At 61.8% G+C, this 22,294-nt stretch carries 40 protein-coding genes and 1 tRNA gene; 37 read left to right on the top strand and 4 right to left on the bottom strand.

Annotated features, from left to right (window positions below):
* Positions 1-42 precede the first annotated feature (42 nt).
* The 3 genes from HCH03_RS14135 to HCH03_RS14125 form a co-directional block, all read right to left on the bottom strand.
* The gene (locus HCH03_RS14135) at positions 43-1,209 is read right to left on the bottom strand and encodes a tyrosine-type recombinase/integrase (protein WP_221690013.1); all 1,167 of its coding nucleotides are present in this window, start codon (positions 1,207-1,209) and stop codon (positions 43-45) included.
* Positions 1,210-1,442: 233 nt separating this feature from the next.
* On the bottom strand, positions 1,443-2,495 hold the full coding sequence (locus HCH03_RS14130; protein WP_221690012.1) for a DUF2806 domain-containing protein: 1,053 nt from the start codon (positions 2,493-2,495) through the stop codon (positions 1,443-1,445).
* Complete coding sequence (locus HCH03_RS14125) at positions 2,492-3,130, bottom strand: LexA family protein (protein ID WP_221690011.1); 639 nt, start codon at positions 3,128-3,130, stop codon at positions 2,492-2,494. Before HCH03_RS14125 ends, HCH03_RS14130 begins: the two co-directional genes overlap by 4 nt.
* A 98-nt stretch (positions 3,131-3,228) precedes the next feature.
* Between HCH03_RS14125 and HCH03_RS16870 the strand changes: the two genes are divergently transcribed.
* The 7 genes from HCH03_RS16870 to HCH03_RS14090 all read left to right on the top strand — a co-directional run bounded on the left by HCH03_RS16870 (position 3,229) and on the right by HCH03_RS14090 (position 5,093).
* Positions 3,229-3,426, top strand: a complete 198-nt coding sequence (locus HCH03_RS16870; protein WP_221690010.1) for a helix-turn-helix transcriptional regulator — start codon at positions 3,229-3,231, stop codon at positions 3,424-3,426.
* A 104-nt stretch (positions 3,427-3,530) separates the two neighbouring features.
* The gene (locus tag HCH03_RS14115) at positions 3,531-3,710 is read left to right on the top strand and encodes a hypothetical protein (RefSeq protein WP_221690009.1); all 180 of its coding nucleotides are present in this window, start codon (positions 3,531-3,533) and stop codon (positions 3,708-3,710) included.
* Positions 3,707-4,024, top strand: a complete 318-nt coding sequence (locus HCH03_RS14110) for a hypothetical protein (protein ID WP_221690008.1) — start codon at positions 3,707-3,709, stop codon at positions 4,022-4,024. The genes HCH03_RS14115 and HCH03_RS14110 overlap by 4 nt, the downstream gene beginning before the upstream one ends.
* A 4-nt stretch (positions 4,025-4,028) precedes the next feature.
* A complete protein-coding gene (locus HCH03_RS14105) occupies positions 4,029-4,343 on the top strand; it encodes a hypothetical protein (protein WP_221690007.1) in 315 nt (104 codons plus the stop codon).
* Between the two features lie 13 nt (positions 4,344-4,356).
* On the top strand, positions 4,357-4,575 hold the full coding sequence (locus HCH03_RS14100) for a hypothetical protein (RefSeq protein WP_221690006.1): 219 nt from the start codon (positions 4,357-4,359) through the stop codon (positions 4,573-4,575).
* Positions 4,576-4,753: 178 nt separating this feature from the next.
* Positions 4,754-4,828, top strand: a tRNA-Arg gene (locus HCH03_RS14095).
* A 52-nt stretch (positions 4,829-4,880) separates the two neighbouring features.
* Positions 4,881-5,093, top strand: coding sequence for a hypothetical protein (locus tag HCH03_RS14090; RefSeq protein WP_221690005.1), 213 nt, complete (start codon positions 4,881-4,883; stop codon positions 5,091-5,093).
* Here HCH03_RS14090 and HCH03_RS14085 read toward each other — a convergent pair.
* Positions 5,047-5,286 carry a hypothetical protein gene (locus HCH03_RS14085; RefSeq protein WP_221690004.1) on the bottom strand — a complete coding sequence of 80 codons (240 nt, stop codon included), beginning with the start codon at positions 5,284-5,286 and terminating at the stop codon, positions 5,047-5,049. The genes HCH03_RS14090 and HCH03_RS14085 overlap by 47 nt on opposite strands.
* Before the next feature lie 295 nt (positions 5,287-5,581).
* Here HCH03_RS14085 and HCH03_RS14080 point away from each other — a divergent pair, with 295 nt between their 5' ends.
* The 30 genes from HCH03_RS14080 (at position 5,582) to HCH03_RS13935 (ending at position 22,260) form a co-directional block, all read left to right on the top strand.
* Complete coding sequence (locus HCH03_RS14080) at positions 5,582-5,719, top strand: hypothetical protein (RefSeq protein ID WP_221690003.1); 138 nt, start codon at positions 5,582-5,584, stop codon at positions 5,717-5,719.
* Between the two features lie 249 nt (positions 5,720-5,968).
* Entirely contained in the window at positions 5,969-6,280 is a 312-nt protein-coding gene (locus HCH03_RS14075; protein WP_221690002.1) for a helix-turn-helix domain-containing protein, read from the top strand.
* 230 nt (positions 6,281-6,510) lie between these two features.
* Complete coding sequence (locus tag HCH03_RS14070) at positions 6,511-6,945, top strand: hypothetical protein (RefSeq protein ID WP_221690001.1); 435 nt, start codon at positions 6,511-6,513, stop codon at positions 6,943-6,945.
* Positions 6,938-7,363, top strand: coding sequence for a Lin1244/Lin1753 domain-containing protein (locus HCH03_RS14065; RefSeq protein ID WP_221690000.1), 426 nt, complete (start codon positions 6,938-6,940; stop codon positions 7,361-7,363). The genes HCH03_RS14070 and HCH03_RS14065 overlap by 8 nt, the downstream gene beginning before the upstream one ends.
* 111 nt (positions 7,364-7,474) lie before the next feature.
* Positions 7,475-8,089 carry an ATP-binding protein gene (locus tag HCH03_RS14060; RefSeq protein WP_221689999.1) on the top strand — a complete coding sequence of 205 codons (615 nt, stop codon included), beginning with the start codon at positions 7,475-7,477 and terminating at the stop codon, positions 8,087-8,089.
* Positions 8,086-8,298: a hypothetical protein gene (locus HCH03_RS14055; RefSeq protein ID WP_221689998.1), complete on the top strand. Its 213-nt coding sequence runs from the start codon at positions 8,086-8,088 to the stop codon at positions 8,296-8,298. Before HCH03_RS14060 ends, HCH03_RS14055 begins: the two co-directional genes overlap by 4 nt.
* Positions 8,291-9,640, top strand: a complete 1,350-nt coding sequence (locus HCH03_RS14050; RefSeq protein ID WP_221689997.1) for a tyrosine-type recombinase/integrase — start codon at positions 8,291-8,293, stop codon at positions 9,638-9,640. The genes HCH03_RS14055 and HCH03_RS14050 overlap by 8 nt, the downstream gene beginning before the upstream one ends.
* Positions 9,641-9,665: 25 nt before the next feature.
* Positions 9,666-9,986, top strand: a complete 321-nt coding sequence (locus HCH03_RS14045; protein WP_221689996.1) for a DUF3310 domain-containing protein — start codon at positions 9,666-9,668, stop codon at positions 9,984-9,986.
* 85 nt (positions 9,987-10,071) lie between these two features.
* Complete coding sequence (locus HCH03_RS14040; RefSeq protein ID WP_221689995.1) at positions 10,072-10,311, top strand: hypothetical protein; 240 nt, start codon at positions 10,072-10,074, stop codon at positions 10,309-10,311.
* 132 nt (positions 10,312-10,443) lie between these two features.
* Positions 10,444-10,779, top strand: coding sequence for a hypothetical protein (locus HCH03_RS14035; protein ID WP_221689994.1), 336 nt, complete (start codon positions 10,444-10,446; stop codon positions 10,777-10,779).
* On the top strand, positions 10,769-12,073 hold the full coding sequence (locus HCH03_RS14030) for a hypothetical protein (RefSeq protein ID WP_221689993.1): 1,305 nt from the start codon (positions 10,769-10,771) through the stop codon (positions 12,071-12,073). The genes HCH03_RS14035 and HCH03_RS14030 overlap by 11 nt, the downstream gene beginning before the upstream one ends.
* Positions 12,070-12,840, top strand: a complete 771-nt coding sequence (locus HCH03_RS14025; RefSeq protein WP_221689992.1) for a DNA-methyltransferase — start codon at positions 12,070-12,072, stop codon at positions 12,838-12,840. Before HCH03_RS14030 ends, HCH03_RS14025 begins: the two co-directional genes overlap by 4 nt.
* Before the next feature lie 2 nt (positions 12,841-12,842).
* Complete coding sequence (locus tag HCH03_RS14020; protein ID WP_221689991.1) at positions 12,843-13,022, top strand: hypothetical protein; 180 nt, start codon at positions 12,843-12,845, stop codon at positions 13,020-13,022.
* On the top strand, positions 13,019-13,222 hold the full coding sequence (locus HCH03_RS14015; RefSeq protein ID WP_221689990.1) for a hypothetical protein: 204 nt from the start codon (positions 13,019-13,021) through the stop codon (positions 13,220-13,222). The genes HCH03_RS14020 and HCH03_RS14015 overlap by 4 nt, the downstream gene beginning before the upstream one ends.
* A gap of 193 nt (positions 13,223-13,415) precedes the next feature.
* On the top strand, positions 13,416-13,607 hold the full coding sequence (locus HCH03_RS14010) for a hypothetical protein (RefSeq protein WP_221689989.1): 192 nt from the start codon (positions 13,416-13,418) through the stop codon (positions 13,605-13,607).
* Complete coding sequence (locus HCH03_RS14005) at positions 13,604-13,792, top strand: hypothetical protein (RefSeq protein ID WP_221689988.1); 189 nt, start codon at positions 13,604-13,606, stop codon at positions 13,790-13,792. The genes HCH03_RS14010 and HCH03_RS14005 overlap by 4 nt, the downstream gene beginning before the upstream one ends.
* A 2-nt stretch (positions 13,793-13,794) precedes the next feature.
* The gene (locus tag HCH03_RS14000; RefSeq protein ID WP_221689987.1) at positions 13,795-14,064 is read left to right on the top strand and encodes a hypothetical protein; all 270 of its coding nucleotides are present in this window, start codon (positions 13,795-13,797) and stop codon (positions 14,062-14,064) included.
* The gene (locus HCH03_RS13995) at positions 14,058-14,402 is read left to right on the top strand and encodes an RrF2 family transcriptional regulator (protein ID WP_221689986.1); all 345 of its coding nucleotides are present in this window, start codon (positions 14,058-14,060) and stop codon (positions 14,400-14,402) included. Before HCH03_RS14000 ends, HCH03_RS13995 begins: the two co-directional genes overlap by 7 nt.
* A 1-nt stretch (position 14,403) precedes the next feature.
* Positions 14,404-14,721, top strand: a complete 318-nt coding sequence (locus HCH03_RS13990; protein ID WP_221689985.1) for a hypothetical protein — start codon at positions 14,404-14,406, stop codon at positions 14,719-14,721.
* Positions 14,718-14,900: a hypothetical protein gene (locus tag HCH03_RS13985; protein WP_221689984.1), complete on the top strand. Its 183-nt coding sequence runs from the start codon at positions 14,718-14,720 to the stop codon at positions 14,898-14,900. The genes HCH03_RS13990 and HCH03_RS13985 overlap by 4 nt, the downstream gene beginning before the upstream one ends.
* A complete protein-coding gene (locus HCH03_RS13980) occupies positions 14,897-15,376 on the top strand; it encodes a hypothetical protein (protein WP_221689983.1) in 480 nt (159 codons plus the stop codon). Before HCH03_RS13985 ends, HCH03_RS13980 begins: the two co-directional genes overlap by 4 nt.
* A gap of 66 nt (positions 15,377-15,442) precedes the next feature.
* On the top strand, positions 15,443-15,922 hold the full coding sequence (locus HCH03_RS13975; protein WP_221689982.1) for a hypothetical protein: 480 nt from the start codon (positions 15,443-15,445) through the stop codon (positions 15,920-15,922).
* A gap of 323 nt (positions 15,923-16,245) precedes the next feature.
* Positions 16,246-16,536 carry an HNH endonuclease gene (locus HCH03_RS16865; protein WP_221689981.1) on the top strand — a complete coding sequence of 97 codons (291 nt, stop codon included), beginning with the start codon at positions 16,246-16,248 and terminating at the stop codon, positions 16,534-16,536.
* Between the two features lie 129 nt (positions 16,537-16,665).
* Positions 16,666-17,688: a DUF4417 domain-containing protein gene (locus HCH03_RS16860; protein ID WP_221689980.1), complete on the top strand. Its 1,023-nt coding sequence runs from the start codon at positions 16,666-16,668 to the stop codon at positions 17,686-17,688.
* The gene (locus HCH03_RS13960; RefSeq protein WP_221689979.1) at positions 17,678-18,247 is read left to right on the top strand and encodes a hypothetical protein; all 570 of its coding nucleotides are present in this window, start codon (positions 17,678-17,680) and stop codon (positions 18,245-18,247) included. The genes HCH03_RS16860 and HCH03_RS13960 overlap by 11 nt, the downstream gene beginning before the upstream one ends.
* On the top strand, positions 18,240-18,398 hold the full coding sequence (locus HCH03_RS13955) for a hypothetical protein (protein ID WP_221689978.1): 159 nt from the start codon (positions 18,240-18,242) through the stop codon (positions 18,396-18,398). The genes HCH03_RS13960 and HCH03_RS13955 overlap by 8 nt, the downstream gene beginning before the upstream one ends.
* Before the next feature lie 180 nt (positions 18,399-18,578).
* Positions 18,579-18,878: a hypothetical protein gene (locus HCH03_RS13950; RefSeq protein ID WP_221689977.1), complete on the top strand. Its 300-nt coding sequence runs from the start codon at positions 18,579-18,581 to the stop codon at positions 18,876-18,878.
* 1 nt (position 18,879) lies between these two features.
* A complete protein-coding gene (locus HCH03_RS13945) occupies positions 18,880-19,272 on the top strand; it encodes a P27 family phage terminase small subunit (RefSeq protein WP_221689976.1) in 393 nt (130 codons plus the stop codon).
* Complete coding sequence (locus tag HCH03_RS13940; protein WP_221689975.1) at positions 19,217-20,650, top strand: hypothetical protein; 1,434 nt, start codon at positions 19,217-19,219, stop codon at positions 20,648-20,650. The genes HCH03_RS13945 and HCH03_RS13940 overlap by 56 nt, the downstream gene beginning before the upstream one ends.
* The gene (locus HCH03_RS13935) at positions 20,647-22,260 is read left to right on the top strand and encodes a phage portal protein (RefSeq protein ID WP_221689974.1); all 1,614 of its coding nucleotides are present in this window, start codon (positions 20,647-20,649) and stop codon (positions 22,258-22,260) included. The genes HCH03_RS13940 and HCH03_RS13935 overlap by 4 nt, the downstream gene beginning before the upstream one ends.
* Positions 22,261-22,294 lie beyond the last annotated feature (34 nt).

The following is a 22,294-nucleotide window of genomic DNA, read 5'->3' as shown; positions in this document are numbered from 1 at the left end:
GATCGGATGTACCACTTGATGTACCAGCCGATGTACCACCCTTCACGCCTCCATCGCATCGTCTATGCGGCCTATCTCGACCTTGATCACGTTGTCCAGGCGGCGCACCGCTTCCTCGTTCGCACGGGTGTCCTCGTGGACGTAGGTGTCGGCCATTTCGAGCGACGCCCACCCGGCAAGGCTCTTGATGACGATGCCCGGCGATCCCGTCGCCCCTAGGAGCGTGAGGTAGGTGTGGCGCAGCTCGTGGAGCTTCACGTCGTCCAGGCCGAACTCGGCCCGGGTGTTGCGCCACCAGCGATCGAGGTTCTGAGGGTGCATGTACCCGCCGATGGCGGAGCAGCAAATAGGAGTCTCGTCGGTCTGCTCGAGGCCGAGCGAGCGGAGCATGGCGGCTTGGACGGGCTTCCACCGGGCGAGAACGTCCGCCGTGTACTCCGCGAGGGGCACGTCGCGCACGCCGCTCGCCGACTTCGGCTTGCCCTTCGGTCTGCCGGTGCATTCGCTCACCGCGTCTCGCACGTGGAGGTACGTGTCGTCGACGTCCCCCCACGGCGTGTACACCAGCTCGCCGCGCCTGAGCCCCTGCAGCACCGCAAGGCGGGCGGCGACGGTGTGGGAGTCGAGCGGAAGCGAATCCATGGCGCAGACGAAGCGAGCGAGCGTCTCGCGGCTAAGCGCGCGCCTCTTCTCGGTGTCCAGCTTCGGCGCCTTGACCTTATGCAGTGGATTGCGGGGTATCAGGTTGTCGTCCGCGGCGCTCTCCATGATGGCCTTCATGCGCGCGTGCGCCTGGTTCATGTACGTCCCCGAGAGCACCCTGCCGGACGGGTTGTTGCCGTTCTTGATCGCCAGCAGCCCGTCCTCGGCGCGGGGCTTGTCAATGTCGCGGAGCAGAACGTCGCCGAACTCGCGGTTAAGGAGCTTTATCTGCTGGCGCTCCTTCTCGATGGTGTCCGCCTCGTAGTCGCCGGAGAGCACCCTGCGCTTGCGCCACCTTTCCGCGTACTGCGCGAACGTGAGCTCAGATACCGGCGTCTCCAGCTCGGCGATGAACTCTTTGAGCGCCTCTTTCGCTTGCGAGTGGGTTCCGCTGAATCGCCTCGGCTTCTCCCCCTGGTCTGTCTGCACGCGCAGCCGCCATTTCCGGCACTTCGAAGGCGGCTTCTTCTCCAGCCGCGTGACCGATCCCTCGCCGATGACTTTCATGCTACAATGCACCTGCCTTCCGTTTATTCGGTTGGTACTTGTAGAAGCTCCGCGCTAGGGTTGCCGCCCTGTGATGCGCGGGGCTTTCCCTTTCTATCCCTCTTCCTTCTCTTCTGCTTCGACCAGGGCCGTCAGCAGCATGTCGAGCATGTCCTGCGACTCCTGCAGCGCCTCTACGGCGCGCTCCTCGTCCTCGGTCATGGCCTTCCTCTCCTTCGCAGGGCTGCGTTGCTTCACATTTCGAAAGTCTCGAACGTTCCCGGGGTGTCGGTCCTCTCCAGCCGGAAGATCCGCATCCCCCCTTTCTTGACGACCTTTGCCAGAAGGTTCGGTAATTGCTCGAAACTCCCCGTTCCGCACAGGTTCGACAGCCTCGCCCCGGCATCGGAAAGAAGGCCGTTCTCGAAAACGATCTCCTTTTTACCGTCGGTCTCGTTCATGATTTGGTAGGGAACGTTGTTGACTCCCACCAATGCGATTGTTTCGACGGTATACGTCCTGTGAAGCCCGGTGAAGAGCACGCCAGCCGCCTCGAGCTCGTGAATGTCTAGTAACGACAAGAGGCCCCCGTTGAACACGGATGTCGAGCCCTCGTCGTAAACAAGAAGGGGGAGCGGCTCTCTGACGATCGAGGCGATGCCGTCGGCCCTCCCGACGCATGTCGAACAAAGCTTCTTGAACAGCCCAATCATCCTTGCGTCCATCCCACGCAGGACATCCATCGTGCCTTTTGGGTACGAGCCTTTCCTTTCGAGCTCTCCTGCAATGATTCGCGCCCAAAGTTCACGCGCTTCGTCGTCGTAGGCCCCGGCCGCGCCTTTCACGCTCGCGTCCTGGAATTCTGCGCTCGTGTCGCTCGGGTCTATCCCCTCGGGGAGCTGCGCGCTCGCCTCCTCGAACACTTCGAACACGTTGTCGGCTTCTGCTGGGGTGACAGGATGTCCCGTGACGTGGAGGTAGGCTTGCTTCTCCGTCATCCACGGTTGCGTTTGCAGGCATATCCTGCACGCCTCAGCTATGGCCGTCTGGCGCGATGCCAGCGCCTCCGCTTCCGCATCCGCCCGAATGGCCAAGGCTTCAGCCTGTTCCTGAGCGTATTCGACAGGGTTCAAGGCCTTCTTCGTGCCAGAGAGAAAACGTTGGATGAACGGTTCCCTGTACGGCTTGGTTCCGCCAGCTCCCAGGTTAAGGTTCACGGTCGGGGCCACGTTCAACGTGGGGTCACCTATTTTTACTATATTCGCTTCTGCCGATGCGGACGCGTTAAAGTCGATATCCCCAGTCATTCCATCTCCTTGCTCGCCTGGAACCAAACCACGACGCCTTCGAACTCGACGGTGTGCCCGTCTCCTTCGCTCACCACTATATCGTCGTAGCCGTCCTCCCAGCTATCGGGGGAGAGCATCATCTTGTTCGCTCCCATGAAAAGCCTTCGCATAACGTAGTCCTCGCCGTCGATGCTCACGACCGCGATTGATCCGTTTTTTGGCTGCATGCGCCGGTCGACGAATATGTAACAGCCCTCGGGGTACACCTTGCTCATGCAGTTGCCTTCGACCTGTAGAAAGTAACCTTCGCGGTGCCTGTCCCACACCTCGTAGGGTAGGGCCACGTTATCCTCTATGATCTCTGGCGCTTGGGCGTCGCCGGCGTGTACCCGTCCGAGCAGTGGAGCGTATGCCTTGCGAGGAGGTGTGGGGATGATTGCGTCTTTGGGAAGGGCATCGCCCTCGGAAACTATTTCGGAAATGGTGACCCCAAATGCTTTAGAAAGTTTTTCGACTGCGCCCATTCTTGGCTGAGACCAGCCTGTTTCCCATTGCGTAACCGTTGACCTCGTGACGCCAACTTTGTCAGCAAGCTGTTCTTGCGTCCAGTCTTTTGACGTTCGAAGTCTTTTTATGTTGGCCGAAATAGCCATATGATCACTCCTTGCTCAAATTATTTGACATATTAGGAAAATTTTCTTGACATGTCTAGGTTTGTTTAGTTAACATTTGATATGCGGGAAGGAGGTATATGAATACGTTGAAAGAGTATCGCGAGAGTAAGGGCGTAAAACAGTTAGCCGTTGCTGAACATATAGGCGTCTCAAGGGCTACATACGCCAAGTACGAGGACAATCAGGAATCAATGAGTATAGGTCAAGCCAAGGCTGTTTGTGAGTTCTTGGGGTGCTCCATGAACGATATTTTTTTACTTCGTAATGTTAATTAAACAAACATTACAGACATGGATACTGGTCTAATTAACGGCCTTCTAGCGTAAAGGCAACGCACGGGACCCTTAATTATGGGCACAACGGAGGAGGAAAGGTCGATATGTGCGATCAATGTACAGTTGGGCTTCCGAAAAAGACCATCGACGAGTTCTCGACTTGCGAGTTGGTGGACGAACTTAAATGCCGCATGGACTCGGTCGAACACTCGCGCATATCGGAGAACGTTAAGGCGGTTGTTGATATTGATGGCCCTGCCGACGTGCTCGTGGTGCGCGCATGACACATCCGAGCGACATATTCGATCCGCTGGCGATCCTGCTCGTCGATGCTGCCGAAAGCGCTGACGAAGCGCTCTATCGCTGGAAGGCCGCGGGCCGTTACGGCCCGATGGATCAGAACGGTCCGGTGCTCGCCGACATTCGGTACGTGGACCTTTGGGCAAGCTTGCTCGGTATAGCGGCCAAATCATCGGACGGGAGCGAAGAATCGCTCAAGCAGCTGATGCACGACAGCCTGGCGGTTGCGTTCTTCGCGACACGGCTGTACGAACGCGTGCGCGTCGAGTTGAGCGTCGGCGAGCGCAAGGCGGGGTAGGGAGGTGGCAGACGTGAAGGGCGGCCGCAAAGGCGAAGAAGCGGAGTTTTCCGAATGGTTGGTAGAGCAGGCGAAGCTTGCAGTGCTGTCTATAAAACCGATCTTCGAGGCTAATTCGGATTTCGAGTTCTACCAGTCGGTCATGGCGGTTGAGCGTTCTGAAGCTTTCTCTGAAGCGCTCAGGAGGTTCGACGTCGAGGCGTATGCCGACTTCGCGGTTTGGCGGATGAAAAGGCATTGCGCCGAACCGGACGAAGCTTCGATGAGGGAAGCGATTATCGAGGAATTGCGCGCTCATGACGAGCGCAAGGCGGGGTAGGGAGGGAGGAACAATGATCGATCCGGCAATTTTCCTCATGCTCGAGCGCATGACGACCGACGAGCTCCAGGCGGTGGCCCTTTCGTGCGAAAGGGCCGTGAGAGAGAGGTTCGACTGCGCTTACAACGAGTTCAAGCAGGCAAACGCCGATCAGCTCAACTCCCACGGCAAGTCCGCCGAATGGTTCAGCGATGCTGTGACCAGTTGTGGTAGCGGCTCAAAACCTCTGTAACCACGTCCGTGATGAGCGCGATCTCTGCTTTCAGCTCTGGTGATGGATCCGTCGACATTGGCCTGTCGCTGCGCTTCATCCACACTGCGCTTGCTATTGATTCGGCGTTTGCGAACCGCTTGAAATCTTGGAAGTCGTCCATAGGTATCGCCTCCCTTCGCGGGGAGATTGTACCACCGGCCTCCTGGCGCAACGGATAGCGCGCCGGCCTCCTAAGCCGGGCGTCCGGGTTCGATTCCCGGGGAGGCCGCCAGCTCTTTGAAAACCGAATACCTGCATTCATGGCGGCTGGAAAGGGGTAGCCCGTGAAAATCACTATCGATATTCCCGACGATGAATTGTATAGAGCGGTTTCGCGAAATCTCAAGTCAGACCTCATCGAAGCATTGGCTTTCAGGCAATTGAAAAAAGGAGGCATTGCCGACGAGTTTCGCGAAACCGCGTTCGACGATGAATCCGCTCTCGAATGGCTTAATCGACGCGACGCATTGAAAGGTCAGTCGGAAGCTGTCCTTTAGTCATCCATTCGTGGTAGGCGCGAAGCTTGTCTTCGGTTGATTCGTCGATGTAATCCAAGAACAGCGTGAACAGCTGGAACCCGTCGTCACTGTCGTCTATTGCATCAAGCCTCCTCCTGAACTCGCGGTCAAACGGCTCGGAAGGGGAAAGCTCTCGGTACGCGCGTACGAAATCGTCAAAATCCTTATCCATGTCACTCACCTCCTTTCGCAGAGATTCTACCAAAGCCGCCATGCATGCAGGTACTCGGTCAGCGCGAACGCACCTTGAGAGCCGGATAGGCACTGAAATGGCAGCACATGGCGACGGCAATCGCCAGCCGGACGGCTTCTCCTTTCACGTCCGGAACGTGCTGCCGCCTCCGTGCCTATCCGGTGCAAGCACCTTGACAACTTAGGGCGCAGCCCAATACCCGCTCCCAAGAGGGCGAAGTGGGGAACACCTGCGCCAGCAAACGGATCGAAAAAGACTGAAAGGAGGTGGATGATTGGTGCAGTTGCTTATCGATTTGGGAATATGCGCAGCCTTTGTGCTGACGGCCGTCATCCAACGATCGATTCTAAAGCAATTGAAGGAGCTGGAGGGCTATTTGCGCGACGGTCGCGATGAAGGACAGCGAACCTAGAACGAGCGCGAATGCGTTCATCGCCGAGTTCCGGCGTTCCCTTTCGATGTCCTGCGACCTGCGTATGTCCACATGCTTTCCACGCATGGTCAGATAGTAGCAGGCGTGTGAGACGGACGGTTTCCGTCGGGTTCGATGCGGTTCGGTGCGGGGGCGCCATGCGGCGCGGATCGGCCGGCAAAGATAGTTTTTTCAGTCCCTGCGGTTCCTTGCGGTTCCGCGTTGTGAATTTTCTAAAAGGAGGACGTTGTGGAGAAGAAATGCGAGCACGGGCGCATCACGCTGGCGGATCTGCCCGAGATCATCACGCCCGCGCAGCTCGCCGCCGCCACGGGAAAGAGCGCGAAGGGGGTCCAGAGGATGTGCGCTGAAGGCGTTATCCCGGCGCGGCGCATCGGGGAGCACTGGTACATGAACCGCGACGTCGTGCTCGGCGACCTGATCCCGAAGAAAGCGGTGCTGGACGAGCGCGCGGCGCGGAAGATCGTCGACGCCATCAAGGACATGCTGGCCGAAGGGAAGTCCCTGACGCTGGAGATAAAGGAGGCCGAGGTTGCCTGAGACAAAAGAAGCGCGCCGGATGTGGAAGTCAGGGCGCGCAACCGTCTGTGAAGACAAGCGAATCATACCACAAAGCGAGTGGGAGCGGGGATGCCGGGTGGTTCCGGCGGCCTTCGGGCTGCTGCTCGCGCTGTACGCGATATGGGAGGCGGTCGCATGAGGTCGATCGGCGAGTCACGATGCCGCTCGTAGGCGCCCGCGGCGGGCTCGGGAGGGGCCTCTCCGCCATAATGCCCGAAGATCCGGCAGACCAAGTCGTGGCGGAGCTCGCGCGCCGAGTGGATGAGCTGGAACGCGAGCTCGCGCGGCACGAGCAGCGCACCGAGGCTATGACGGCCGAGCAGACCTACCTGGCGGCCGCGAGCTTCGTGCGCTGCAACCCCGACGCGTACGCGCTCGTCGTGGAGCACGCCAAGGAGGCCGTCGCCGCAGGGGAGAGGTTCTCGGTCAAGCGTGAGTTCGAGGACATGAGGGGCAAGGTGCCGGCCGTTGGGTCGCTCGCCTACAGGTACTGCAACGCCATCACGCCGGCGATCGCCCGCATGGTGGTGGTTGACGTCCCAGAGGTCGACCCGTACCTCAGGCGCGGCAAATCGAAGGTCGACAAGTACTTCGACGGCACGGTCGAGCCGCCGGAGCCGTGGAGGGGCGGGGCGGATGGCTAGGCCGCGCAAGGACAGCCTCGACTATTTCCCGCTCGACGTCGGCCTGCTGTCGAACCCCAAGATGATGATGGCCGTGAACGACGTCGGCTCTGACGCCGTCTCCGTATACGTGGCCCTGCTCGGCGCGGTCTACTCGCGCTCGTACTGGATGCCCAAGGACGACGAGCGCCTGCAGGTGCTGCCGGCGAAGCTGCACCTTCCGGTCGAGCGGTTCAACAGGGCGTACGACGCGCTTTTGCGATGGCGGCTCGTGGACGAGGTGTCCGCGAAAAGCGAAGTGGAAAAGCGGGAGTGCCCCTGCGGCGTGGCGGTGACGTCCATGGGCATGCAGGAGCAGTATTTCGCGATCAAAACCAGGGTTATCTCGGAAAAACTACCGTTTCTGTTGGTGGAACCGGCGTTAGAGGAGAGGTTTTGACGCGGAAGCGGGCGAAAACCCCCCTAAAGAAAAGAAAAGAAAAGAAAAGGAAACGAAAGAAAACAAAACCAAGCGGCGACGGGAGACTCGCTTGGTTGGAGAGGCGGACCGATGAGAGCAGAGACCATGGCCGGCGACGGCGACCTCGCCGCACGGACCGAGCGCGAGCGCGCCAGGCAGCGGAGGATCCGCGCGTCCGGCATCCCGAGGCGCTACCTCGCCGCATCGATCGACCGCTGCCCGGAGGCGGTGCAGCGCTACGCGTCGGAGTTCAACGAGCGGACGCGCGATGGGCTCGTGCTGCACGGAGGCGTCGGCACGGGCAAGACCTACGCGGCCTGCGCCGTTCTCGCAGCCGTCGCCGACAGAGCCACGGTGCGCTTCGCGACGGGCTCGCGGATGCTGCGCGACATACGCTCGTCGTACCGCTCTGGGTCGGAGGGGGAGGCCGAGGTCGTGGCGCGCTACACCGGGCCGCGCCTTCTCGTGATCGACGACCTCGGGCAGGAGCAGGCGACCGACTGGGCGCTATCGCAGCTTCTGAGCGTGATCGACGAGCGCCAGGCGGCGCTCAAACCGACGGTGTTCACGACCCAGACCGACGGCGACGGCATAGCGCGCAGACTGTCGGTCCACGGCGACTCGAGCGCGGCCGAGGCCATCGTGTCGAGGATGCGCGAGTGCCGCGCGGTGGCGTTCCGCGGGCCGGACAGGAGGGCGAGATGACGCGCGCCGCCGACGCGACGGGCGCCGTGGCCGACGAGCCGCGCGCCGTGGTCGTGGTCATCGACCAGCCGATGACCTGCCAAGCGTCGCGGGAACTCGGGAAGGTGCTCGGCGCGAGCGGGTTCACCGGACGGTTCGTCTCGGGGACGATCGCCGAGCTCGCCGCGCTCGGGGCTAAGGCCAAGGGAGGGAAGCGCGACGATGGCTAGCGTCACGCCCGACAAGCGAACCGGCAACCTCGTCGTGCGGGCCTACGCGGGCGTCAACCCGGACACGGGGAGGCCCCGCCAGGTGTCCGAGACCATCGGCGCCGGATCCACGGACGATGAGGTGGAAGCCGCGAAGGCCCGCGTCGACGCCCGCGCCGCCATCACCAAGGGCAACTCGGCCGTCATGACCGTCGGCACGGCGGTCGACTACTACCTGGACGGATGCGCGCTCGGGGAGATGTCGCCGACTACGCTCGCGGCCTACAGGTCCTACACGCGCCGCCACGTCAAGCCCCGCATCGGGGGTGTGGCGTTCGACAAGGCGACCGCCGCCGTGTTCTCGCGGTTCTTCCGCGACCTTCGGCGCCCGAAGGACGACGGAGGGGCCGGGCTGTCGTCGTCAACCGTTGCGAAGGTGCATGCGTTCCTCTCGGGATGCTTCAGCACCCTCGTTGGCGACGGGGTCATAAGCGCGAACCCCATGTCCGGGGTGAAGGTTGACAGGGCCGTTTCGCCCGAAGCTGCTCCGTTGATGCCCGCGGACTTCACGAGGCTGCGCGCCTACCTCGAAAGCGTGCTCTCGTCGCCCGTGGAGGATGAGGAGGGGTTCGAGCGGTACATGTTCGCGTGCGCTTACTGGACGGCGCTGCACAAGGGCGTGAGGCGCGGCGAGCTGTCGGGCTTCCAAGACGATAACTGGGAGTTCCGCATCAACATCGACCCGGACAGCGGAGAGCACGTGCGGGTGTACGGCCTGCGCGTGGTGACCGTGCTGGCCTACGACAAGGATGCGGGCTTCATGGGCAAAGCGGGCAACATCGCGAGGAAAGGCCCGAAAAGCGCAAAGAGCAAGCGGTTCGTGTCGTCTGACGAGGAGACGAGGGCGTGCTTGGAGGCTTACAGGATGCTGCGCGACGCGGTGCTTGCCGAGCACGGTGTGACGGTCGATGGGCAGACGCCGTTCTTCTGTCATGCGGACGGATCGCCGGTCGAGCCGTCCGAGTTCACGGGCACGTTCAAGCTGCTCGTTGGAGAGCTGGGCCTTGCCAAAACGGCGCATCTGCACACGCTTCGGCACACTCACGCAACCTACCTCATCCAGAACGGCGCGAACCTCAAGGACGTGCAGGAGCGGCTGGGCCACGCGTCGTTCAAAACGACGATGGACACTTACGGCCACCTGCTGCCGGGCCGCGACATGGCAGCTGCCAAGACGTTCGCCAGAGCGTCGAAATCAATGATGCAGCGGGCATGCAACGCGCCGCAGACCCTCTACGCGCCGAAGTGCCCGCTGTCTGGGAAAACGTGCGCGAGGTTTGTCGAACCTCGCTTGGAAAAGTAATGCAAGAAAAGAAGGAGGAGAGACGATGCCAGACGGCAACGAGATAGAGCACCCGAGCCACTACACGTCGGGGGGCGTTGAGTGCATAGACGGCATACGCGCCGCCCTCGGCGAGGAGGGGTTCGAGGCGTACTGCGCCGGGAACGTCGTCAAGTACGTGTGGCGCTACCGCCACAAGGGCGGGCTCGCCGACGTCCTCAAGGCGCGGCGCTACCTGGATTGGCTCGCCGATTCGATGGACGACGGCGCCGACGAAAAAGGCGGCGCTCCCGCGTCGAAGCTTGTGTACGGATCCGGCGGGCATGACGGCCAGGACGCGATCGCCGGCCCATGGGTGGCGATGTGACGATGGGCGGCTCTGCTATGAGGTCGGTGTCATGCCTCGTGATCGCCTTGCTGCTCGCGGCGGCCGTGCTGAGGATGTCGCGCAGATGAGGGCGTACGGGCAGGTTAAAGGACGCCGATACGACGGGAGGCAGAAGATGCCCGAGGCCGTTGCGGAGAAACCTCCATCGCGGCGAGATTCGAGATCGCAGCCCGTGCTCGTCGACGGCTCGCTGTTCCCGTCGATAGCCGCGGCGTCCGCCCATATCGGGTGCACACCCGGCGCGTTGAAGCACGCGCTGGGCAAGGGCGGCCGGTACTGCGGGCACGAGGTGGCCCGCGCCTAGCGCGCGGACGGGGCGCCCGGAAGGGCGCGTGGGCCGGCAACGGTACGCCGCCCGGCACCCGGGAGCATGGACGCATGCGCAACGCGGTCGGAGGGGGCCGCGCGTGAAAACTGAAAAGAAGGGAGACCCGACATGGGCGATATGGATACATTCTGGATCGGAGACATTGTAGGCGCTGAGCTGGACTCGCTCAAATACGCCAATCCACTGTTCGGCGATGTTAGGGCATGCCTTGCCCGTCGTCAGGCGCGCATGTGCCCGAGCGTAAAGCGCGTCATCGTGAACAAGCCCGCTGTGATCGTCTACTGGAACGACGGCACTAAGACGGTCGTGAAGAAGCAGAAGGGCGACAAGTGGGACCCCGAGAAGGGCGTCGCCATGGCGATCTGCAAGCGCCTCTACGGCAACACCGGCCGCTACAACGACGTGATAAAGCGCGCGCTGGAAGGAGGCGAAGATGGACGGTAAGGATACGAGCGGCATCGAGAAGCTGAGAGGGCTAGCGGAAGACGTTGTCGGTATAACGCTGTGGAGCGCGCTGGGAACGCGGGCTGAAAAGTGGGACGCGAAGATGGGCGGCGTAACTCTCAGAGAAGCTCTGCGCGCCATCGCCGACCAGATCGAGCGCGAGCACGCCGATGAGCTTGCGGCCAAGCGCGACCTGACCGACGAGGCGTGCGAGGTCGTGGAGCGACTGCGGGCTATCGATCCTGGAGACTGTTACAGCGGCGAGGGTTGCTGGGACGCCTTGATTGACGCGCTCGGTACTAACAGCAAGAGTCGCAGCGATACAAAAACGTCGTGGAAGACCGACATGGCCCTCACACGCGACCGCCTGTGCGACCTGATAGAGCACGGAGGCGGGCAGGACGTCGACGTGGCGGCTCTGCTGGGGCTGGCGGACGGGCTTGAACGGATCGGGGAGGGCGAGAAGTATGTCGTTGGGCAGCTGTGCGACGTTGCCGGAACGCCGTCATCCCTCTTAGGGCCGTCGATGTCAATAGCAAACTCCGCACACGCCATCGCCGAGCGCATCCGCAAGGCCGTGGACGCCGCCCCGGAGCCGGACGCCGGGCGCGAGGCGGCGGCCGACTGGGCGGAGGCCCAGGGCGGGTTGGACGTCGTGAAGGCCATTTCTGACGTGTTGCGCGAATGCGTCGAACGCCGCGACGAATTGCTTGCGAAGCTCGGCATCGAGGCCGACGACGAAGACTCGGAATCGACGCACGACGCGATCATGAAAGAGCTGGACAAACGCCTGATGCCTTACGATCTGACGTGGCCTTGCTGGGACGACGGTTCGCCGGTCACGCGCGACGACGCGCCGGAGCACGTGACGGCCGTCGCTCTGCACCTAGACGGCAGCGGCTACGGCTTGCTCGATGCGATCCTCGAAAACGCAGCAGGAGAGCGCGTCAAGCGCCCCGAGACCGAGGTGCTGGGAGCGGACGGGCTGCCAGTTGAGCCGGGGCAGACGGTGTACGGCGAGTACGACGAGCGTCTGGAAGTGCTGTCGCTCGATGGCAGCGTGGCGAAGTGCCGCTGCCTCGACCTTGATACCGTCGCGACGACGATGCGTCGAGCCGCCCAGCTCACCCACACCATGCCCGATTCGCAAGAGCGCATGGACGAGGAGATAGACGAATTCTCGCTAGACGACTGGTTCGACCGGCACCCGACGGACACGGTTGCCGACGTGATCAGGGCGTTCGCAGCCCGCCAGCGCGCACTGGACGCCAAGACGACGGGAGGGGCGGAATGAGCGGGGCCGCCGACCTCTCGTGCGTCGTCGACCGGATAGAGCGGCGCGACTCGCTCTCCGCGCTGCGGGACCTTCCCGACGAGTCCGTCGACTGCCTGCTCACCGACCCCCCGTACTCGTCGGGCGGCATGCACCGCTCCGACCGCAACGCGAGGACGTCCGTCAAGTACCAGAGGTCCGTCGCTGACGTGAAGCCCGACTTCTTCGGCGACAACCGCGACCAGCGCAGCTACACGCAGTGGTGCGCCCTTTGGCTCTCGGAGTGCCACCGCGTGCTCAAGGACGGGGCCGCCGCCATGGTGTTCACGGACTGGAGGCAGATAGCCGCGACGGTCGACGCCGTGCAGATGGGCGGCTTCGTCTATCGGGGGATAGTCCCCTGGATCAAGCCGGCGGCGCGCCCGCAGAAAGGCAAGTTCACGGCGAGCGCCGAGTACTGCGTGTGGTCGTCCAAGGGGGGCATGCGCAACGACGGGCCGTGCCTGCGAGGGTATTTCGAGAAGGCCCCCGAGCCGACGCGGGACCGCATCCACTCTACCCAGAAGCCCGTCCCGCTCATAGAGCACATGCTCGGCATCTGCCCCGAGGGAGGCACGGTGCTCGACCCGTTCATGGGCTCGGGATCGACGGCGATAGCGGCCGTGAGGACGGGACGCCATTTCGTCGGCTTCGAGGTGTCGGAGGAGTACTGCCGGCTCGCGAACGAACGGGTTGCCGCCGAGCTCTCTCAGATGACGATATTCGACAAGACGATGGGAGGCGAGTAGCCATGGGCGGAATATTCTGCTCCGAATGCGGGCGCGACATCGACGAGATATTCCAGGACAACATGAGCTATACGACGGATCCCCTTTGCGAGGACTGCTGGTGCGACCTCAAAGCGTCTGAGCCCAATGATGCGCGAGCCGGCGGGGATGATGACGGTACTATGGGGGGCGATGCGGCATGAGCGAAACGATTACGTTCGAGGTCGTATCCGGCTGCGAAGGCCCGAGCCTCTATGTTGACGATGTTCGGATCGCCGGGCCGAAGCCGTGGGGCGGAGGAACCGTCTCATACCGCTTCGACGTGCGCGTCGACAGGCTTCTGGGCGGTATCGAGGATTTCAAGCGCATGCAGCGGAGCAAGACGGGAGGCGATACGGCATGAAGTGCCCTATGACCTTCGGCGGCGACCGCCGCTCGGTGAGCACCGACGAGTGCCGTTCGGACTGCGCGTGGTTGATCTTCAACTTCGAAGCGCCGGGGACCGAGCTTGCATGCGCGGTGGCCGTTATGGCGTCATCAGAAACGGATTCGATGTCGTTGTGTCCTGCGAACTACATGAAGGGAGGCGATGAGGCATGAGCGTCGAAGCTGCTTTGACTTTGATCCTGGTCTCTCTGATGATCGCATGGGTCTCCATCATGATCGTTTCAGCCAGGCGCGACCTTGAGACGAGCCGCATCAACCTGGACAACGCTAGAAAGTACGCGGTCCTCATGCGTGTTTGGGCCGAGAAGCACGACCTTGACATAGGGGGCGATGCGGCATGATCGAGATACGCCTGTGGAAACCCTGCCTCAACTGCCCGCACGCGGACGTGACGGTCGACGTCGAGGACGTGCGCATGTGCGGACACAGCGAGACGGCGTACACGAGCTCCGTCGTCTCCTGCTCGCACGCCCCCGTGTGCGCACGCGTCGACGGCGCCAAGCCGCTGATCGGGGGTGCGGAATGAGCGTGAGCGAAAACGAAATAGCGAACATCCTCGACGCCATAGTAGGCACGACTTCCCCGCAAGCTGATACGACGCTTGACGAGATATCGCAAGGCAACGTCCCGCGATTCGAGGCCGTGTGCAAGTGGGTGTGGGACCGACTGTGCTCGGCGGACGGGCACTTCGACAGCCAGTACGCGTCGGCGAGGCGGACGGCGCGCATGGTCGAGCTCGCCGCCGGCGATCTCGCCCTGGTGTTCATCGAGGAAAGAGAGGGCGATGCGCCATGCTGATCAACGCTGCTCAGGACTACGCCCTGCGCATGTGCTGCCACCTCGCCAGGCACGGCGGCACCGCGTCCTCGAAGGAGATATCGAAGGCGACCGGTGCCCCTAGGGACTACCTGATCCAGCTCGCGCAGCATCTCCGGGAGGCCGGGATAGTCGAGGGGATGGCCGGAAAGCACGGCGGCTACCGGCTGGCGAAGGCCCCATGGGAGGTGAGCGTGCTCGCGGTTATGGAGGCCGTCTACGAGACGGGGGAGGCGCGCAAGCTGGGGGCCGAGGCCGGCTACGCCGAGCGGCAGGCGCTCGACGTGCTGGACGGGATAACGCTTTTGGAGGCGATGTAGAATGACCGATTTCGCATACACGTTCCCGCCGACGAAGTGGGCGCGCGATTGCAGCGTGAACCAGCTGCTCCAGATCGTGGCCGTCGCGCAGGAGGTGGACGAGGCGTTCTCGGCGGCTTGCGATTGCGTTTCCGGCAGGTCGCCCGTTGCTGCCGTCGCCGTCGAGGTGGTCGACGTCATCCAGGCGTGCGAGACCATGCTGCGCATCCTCGAAAGGGATCACGGCCTCGACGCGGGCGACGCCGTGCGAGCCGTGTACGAGAAGAACGACGCCAGGGGCTACTACGACGTCCAGGGCGCGAAGGATGCGGAGCGATGATCGGTGAAAAGGTGACGATGAACGATCGCTATTACGCGTCCGACAAGAACAAGGGCAGGGTGTGGATCGTCCGCTCCGAGCCTTGGGACGTATGCGGGACAGAATGCGTGCTGCTCGAAGGGTACTCGGGAGGGTGCGCGTTGGACGGCCTCACGAAAGTGGAGAAGGAGCAGGCATGAACGAATGGATGAACAACAGATCGCCCGACGGCACTTGGTACGGGGACACGTTCGCGACGCGCGAAGAAGCCGTCGAGGACGGCATGAGGCAGCACGCCGACGCGTTGCAGGGCTTGGGAACCGACCTGTTCGACGATGACTTCCCAGGGCCTCCGACGAACGTGTTCTACGTGGGGCGGGTCGTCAAATTCCGCCCGTCAGTCGACGGGTGCGACCTGATCGAGCGCGCTCAACAGGACGCGTGGGATGCGAGCGAATACGGGGAAGGCTACCTCGACGACGTGACCAAGGAGCAGGCGGACGAGCTGGACGGGCTGGTGAGCGCACCGAGGGACTTCTACGAGGCGGCCGAGAAAGCCCGCCAATACGCGCGCGACGGGATGAGGAAGAACGACGTGCTCGCGCTGATCGACCTGCTCGAAATGCACCACAAGAGCGATATGTCCGCCAGGCGAAAGAACGACACCGGTAAATAAAACAAGGCCGAAGCTGCCGCCCCGGCCCGAACCCAAGGCGAATGATACCACGGCATAGGAGGCAGCTTGGCGGAGGAAACGGAGATTGAGCGGTACAGGTACGATCAGGCGCGGGCGTATCTGGAACATGTGCGCGCATTGTCGTGCAGGACAAGCGCGCTTCGCGCCGAAGTAGACGCCCAGCGCGAGCTCGCCGACGGCCTAAAAGCCATCAGGTACGGTGAATGCGGAGCAAGGAGAGCGCAGACCGACCAGATGGTCGAGACTGTTGCAAGGCTGCAAGAGCTCGTTAAGGACTACTGCGCGGAGCTCGCTGCCTACGTCGCAGAGCAAGAGACGGCGCACGGATGCGTGAGGCTGATGGAGCGACCGGAGCACGTGCAGGCGATCACGAGCCACTACCTTCTGGGCCGGACATGGGAGCGCGTGTGCGTTGACATGGGGTACACGTGGGACGGGATGATGAAGATGCGTCGCCGAGCTATAACGGAGTTCTACGACGTGATGCCAACCGAGTGGCGCGACCCGAGGCATCCGGCAATATAATCGGGCACCCAAAGGCACCCAGATCTTTGATATCGTGTAAACAGAAGTTTTCAGGCAAAGCCGTCATCCGAGAGGAGGCCGCTTTTTCTATGCCCGGAAGGGGGCGCCATGGTCACCGTCGAGTACATGGTCCGAGCGGCCCTGCGCCGCGACACAGCCCTGAGCCGCGCCATGCTGAGGGCGTGCGGGGTGCCGGTTCCTCGCTCAAAGCCGCATATTGGGGCCATAGTAGAAGCTTCTACATACGATGACATATTCACCTGTTTCTCGAACTGCGAAAGCCCTATGGATGGGCGCTATATAACCGCATATTAGGGGTGTATATGGGCAATCCAAGGTACAGCAACGGAGCTAAGCGCAGGAGTTTGAGGAACTGGCTAAAGAGCAGGGGGGATCCGTGCGGTATATGTCGCAAGCCAATAGACTATTCGCTACCAGCCGGGCATCCTATGAGCTTCGAGGTTGATGAGATAGTGCCAGTATCATTGGGTGGATCACCTTTCTCAAGGGACAACCTGCAAGCAGCACACAGAATATGCAACCAGAGAAAAAGCAATCATATTTTGCAGAAGGGGCCATTGTGTTCTCCTTTGCCCAGGTCAAGAGACTGGTAATGCAAATCATTCACATAACCTAAAAAGAGGGTGGGGGCTATCCCCTCCCCCTATACCGAGGCGACCCCGGAGGCATAGCGCCCGTATCCCCCCGAGGTTGGTTTTTATCACGAGAGGCGGTGATCTGCCGTGAGAATCGACGACATAAGGCCGTACGAGCGCAATGCGCGCCACAACGACAAGGCCGTGCCAGTGGTGGCCGAGTCCATCAAGGAATTCGGCCTGCGCGGCCAGATCGTGCTCGAAGGCCGTGACAATCCCGTGATCGTCGCAGGGCATACGCGTTGGGAGGCTTGCAAATCGCTTGGGTGGGAAGAAATCCCAGACGACAAGATCGACTTTTGCGATGGGCTCACGCCGGAGCAGATAAAGGCGTTCCGGCTCGCCGACAACAAGACCGGCGAGGTGGCTACATGGAACGTCGCTCTGTTGAAGACGGAGGCCGCGCAGCTTGGCGACAAGATCGACATGTCGCGCTTCGCCTTCGACTTCAAGAGCGACCTCAAGCCGTACGGTGCAGAGCGGCTGCGCACCGATGACGCATACAACCTCCGGCTTGTGAACGCTTCGCACTGCGGAAAAACTGGGATGCCGATCATGAAGGGCTGCATGGCGAGGCCCAAGAAGCTGCTCGGCTTCAACTACGCAAAGACCGCCAAGGACTGCGCTTGCGCCGTCCACTTCTTCATAGACGACTACCAGTTCGAGCGCGTCTGGAACAGTCCGGAGAAGTACCTTGAGCTGCTCAAGCGGTTCGATTGCGTGCTGACCCCCGACTTCTCGTGCTACATGGACATGCCGCTTCCCATGCAGCGGTGGAACGAGTACCGACGCCGAGCGCTGGGCAATTGGTGGCAGCGAAACGGCGTCAAGGTTGTGCCGACCATCTCGTGGAGCGACCAGAGAAGCTACGCGTTCTGCTTCGACGGCCTGCCGAAGCGAGCGACGGTCGCCATTTCCACCGTAGGCGTGAAAACCGATGAGGCTGCTCTTGCTGCGTGGTGCGACGGCATGGCGGCCGCAATGTCGGCGTTGCACCCAAAGCGCGTGCTGCTCTACGGAGGGGACATCGGATTAGATTTCGGCGATGCGGAAGTCGTGGAGTATGCGGCGAACACCGCGTTCGAGGGTCGGGGAGGACATGGGCGGTAGAGGATCGTGGTCGCAGACGGCAAAAGGAGAGCGGTTATTATCGACCAGAAGCAACTTAGATCAAACGCCGTCGGAGAAACTTCTAACAGCGCGATACCAGACCATTACGGGCAACAAAGTATCCCAGGAAGCCACCTTTTCCCGTGTTGAAAAGGATATGGCAAGGCATACTTACGAAACGGGGCTGATCGTTGATGGAGACGGCTTTGTCTTGGCGGCTCGCAAGGGAGGGAAAAATTCGGTGAACTTCGGCAATGACAGCGTCCTCGTCAAGGGGAATACCGTAACCCATAACCACCCGAGCGGTGCTGCGGCGTTCTCCGTCGCCGACATCAAGGTGACGGGGGAGCTTGGCGGGGTGGCAATACGGGCGACAACGAAAACCAACGGAACCGCCGTGCTGAAGAAGTCGTCTAACAACCCGCAGTGGGGTAAAATGGCATCAGCGTACAGTAGGTTTCTCGGCAGTGGGAAAACCGTCAAGCAGGCGCAGGAATGGCTAGAGTCAAACGCATCGAAATATGGACTGAGATTCGCATTGGAGAAACAACATGGATGACATCGAAAAGCTCCCCGACGGATTCTATTGGGACGATGATGAAATGCTCCGTGATGCGGAAGGGAACCTCATGCCGGATGGAGTCTATAGCGACAAAGACGGAAACGTAATCATGTACGAGGGTAATTTCCTCAATATGCCGCTTGAGTGAGCATAGCCGGATCGACAAAACGGAACTTGCAACAGCCGCCCACGGGCGGCTTTTTCATGCCCCGGCGCGGGCTGTTCATGTTTGGAGGCTTGTATGGGCGGCAGGGGAGCGGCTAGCGCGTCGCGCAACGTCGAAATGCCGGGAAGCCGTGGCTACGGAGTCGCCTCAGCAGACGGGCGCATGAAGAAGGCCGTGGCGTACCACGGATCGTTCGCCGAATTCGACGCGTTCGATGCATCGTTTTCCAACGAGCGCCATCAGGCATGGGGAGGAGGATTCTACCTTGCCTCGTCGCCGGAAACGGCGAAGCTGTACGGCGATAACGTTTACGAGGTCGAAATCTCCTACAGCACCGACCTGAGGACGGCAAAGCGCCATGGTCGCGAGACGGATTTTCACTACAACCCCGATACGGGCTACTGGGTCATCCCCCACGCGAAGGCGGGCAACCTGAGGATTTTGAGGAAAACGAGGGCGTGACATGGGATTAGACAAGCCAGTTTCGATCTTCGCGAGTGAATTCAAGTCGCGCAAGTGGGACGAACTCACCGAAGGGCGCGATTTCGCCCAATCCGACAGCCCCACGCTAGAGCTCCTGTGCCAATGGCACGCCATCGTCGCGCGGTGCATGGACGACATGGATGCCAGCGGAGACGTGCGCGTCGCGTACATGAACGACATGGGCGACCTCAAGGCCATGCCGCAGGTCGGCATGCTCAAGCAGGCGAGCGCGGAGATACGAGCACTGAACAAACAACTCGGAATAAACGACGAGCCGGAGAAGAAGCCAAGTGGAGCGCGGAAGGAGACGGCCCTTTATGTCATCCAGGCGAACCGCGAGAAGAGGGTCGCAAGAGCCTCGCGTCCGGCTTGAGCCGAAGCGGAAGTACACGGACGGAGGCGACGCGGCCGAGTTGGCGTCGGCCTACGGGCTGTCACCAGACCCGTGGCAGGAAGCCGTCCTCGACGCATGGCTCGGACGCGATGCTGCAGACCGGTACACCGCGACCACGTGCGGACTTTCCGTTCCGCGGCAGAACGGCAAGAACGGCATTCTGGAAATGCGCGAGCTGTACGGCATGTGCGCGAACGGAGAGAAGATACTGCACACGGCCCACGAAGTAAAAACGGCCCGTAAAGCGTTTATCCGTCTCTGCTCGTTCTTCGACAACGCGCGCCAGTACCCCGAGCTTGCCGCCATGGTGGTTCAGATCAGGCGCACGAACGGGCAAGAGGCGATCGTCCTCGCCAACGGCGGCTCTATCGAGTTCTCTGCGCGCTCTCGGGGGACGGCGCGAGGGTTCACCGTGGACGTGGTGGTGTTCGACGAGGCGCAGGAGCTGACCGACGAGCAGCTGGAGGCGATGCTCCCGACGCTCTCCGCCGCACCTTCGGGGAATCGGCAGTTCATCTACACCGGCACGCCTCCCGGGCCTAACTCGCCCGGGGAGGTGTTCGGCCGCACGAGGAAAGCCGCGATTGAGGGATCCGACAAGCGCCTCGCATGGCACGAGTGGAGCGTCGAGTCGATCGGCGACGTGGCCGACCGCGACCGCTGGTACGCGACCAATCCGGCCATGGGCATCCGCATCAGCGAGGAGTTCACCGAAAGCGAGCTCACCTCGATGAGCGAGGACGGGTTCGCCCGCGAACGCCTGGGCTGGTGGTCTTCGGCAAGCGCGAACGCGGTCATCGGCGCCGCCGAATGGGGCGCTTTGGCGACCGACGCACCGCCTTCGGGCGGGAAGAGGGCGTTCGGCGTGAAGTTCTCTCCCGATGGTGCGAATATGGCGCTTTCGGTAGCTTTGAAACCCCGCGACGGGACGCCTTACGTTGAGCTGATAGAGCACCGTTCGATGCGCGACGGGGTTACCTGGATAGCCGATTGGCTCATCGAGCGCAAGGCGGACACGGCGGCGGTCGTCGTGGACGGAAGATCGCAGGCCGACACGCTCGTGACGCTCCTGCGCGAAGGCGGCATGCCGAAGAAGGCCGTCGTGGTCGCGGGTACTGGCGGGGCGATAGCCTCGTCGTCGCGTTTCCTCAACGCCGTTCGGGAGAAAAAGATATCTCATTACGGGCAACCCGCCCTCGACGAATCCGTGACGAGCGCCACGAAGCGCCCGATAGGCCGCGAGGGCGGGTGGGGTTGGGGCGGGGACGACTCGACCCCCGTCGAATCGGCCACGCTCGCCTATTGGGGCGTGATGACGACCAAGCGCAATCCGGGAAGGAAGGTGAGGCTGCTGTGAGCCTCTGCGATATTCCGCACGCAATGGCGGTAACGGGCCTGACGGACGGAGAGCTGGCCGACCTCAACGCGTTGCTGTCGGTGTGGTGGCGCAAGCGCGAGCGGAATGTCGTCCGCGAACGCTACTACAACGCCCACAACCGTCTGAAGGACTTGGGGATTTCCATCCCGCCTCCGCTGAAGCGGATCGAGACGGTGGTCGAGTGGCCCGAGAAAGCGGTCGACTACATCGCCGACAGGGCCGTTCTCGAAGGCTTCACGTTTCGCGGGATGGAGGAAAACGACGAGCTCAACGAGGTGATGGACGAGAACGACTTTCTGGCGACGTATTCCCAGGCGGTCACGGATGCGTTGATATCGTCATGTGCTTTTCTTACTGTCACCAAGGGTGTCAAGGGTGAGCCATCCGTCATCGTGTCCGCCCATTCGGCCAGGGATGCCGCAGCTATATGGGATGATCGAAAAAAACGCATCAAGTGCGGGCTCGCGGTCGCAGAATTCGACTTGGACAGGGACGGGCGCATAAAAGGCGCCTTGAGGATGAACATGTTCACCGATTCATGCGTCCTGAGCCTTCGCAAGGCGCGCAACGGTCGATACGTACTCGAGCGTCGTGCGGAGCACTCTCAAGGAGCGCCGCTCATGGAGGCCATCCGATGCAAGCCGAGGCTTGGAAGGCCGTTCGGCAAGTCGCGCATCTCTCGCGCCGTCATGTCGATATCGGATTCGGCGGTGCGCGAGGCGCTGCGATCCGAAGTGTCCGCCGAGTTCTTCACGGCGCCGCAGAAGTACATCCTCGGTGCCGAGGACAGCATCTTCGACGACAAGGGCAAGTGGGAGCAGTACGTTGGCAACTGGCTCGCGCTCACGAAAGACGAGGAGGGGGACGTTCCGCAGGTCGGCCAGTTCTCCCAGGGCAACATGCAGTCGCACTCGGACTACATGAGGCTCCTCGCCGCTAGGTTCTCGGGGGCGACGGGTATCCCCGTCAGCAGCCTCGGGGTGATCCACGACAACCCGTCCTCGGCGGAGGCGATCTACGCCTCGAAGGAGGACGCGGTCGTTGAGGCGGCGAACTTCAACCGCGCCAACAGGTCGTCCTTGGTGAGGGTTGCCAAGCTGATGCTGGCCGTTTCTCGCGGAAAAAGCGTCGCCGATCTGAGCGACGACGAGAAAACCGTCCGGCCGAGGTTCATGAACCCGTCCATGCCGTCAATCGTGAGCCAGTCCGACGCGATGGTGAAGCAGATCGACGCGATCCCGTGGATCGGCGAGTCGAGGGTTGCATTGGAACAGCTCGGCTACGACGAGACGCAGATCATGACGCTTCTGTCTGACAAACGGAAAGCCGAATCGCGCGCGCTTTTGCAAACCCAGCAGCAGCAACCTGACAACAGCGCGACCATGTACGAGATCGCGTCGATATTGAAGAGCTTCAAATCAGGCAAGGTCACGCGAAAAAACGCCGTCGCGCTGTTTGCCAGAATCGGGATAGACGCCGACGAGGCCGAACAAATGCTCGACGATGCCGACGACGCGAGCGAGACCGTGGACGCCGTGGCAGGCGCGGTGGGGGGTGCTGGCGATGATATTGCAGGCGCAGGCGTATGAAGCATACGCGGATGCCGTGTCTCGGCAGGCCGAG

This window comes from Gordonibacter massiliensis (ex Traore et al. 2017) (assembly GCF_019731765.1).
Classification (GTDB): domain Bacteria; phylum Actinomycetota; class Coriobacteriia; order Coriobacteriales; family Eggerthellaceae; genus Gordonibacter; species Gordonibacter massiliensis.
This window is presented reverse-complemented; position numbering and strand designations above follow the sequence as displayed.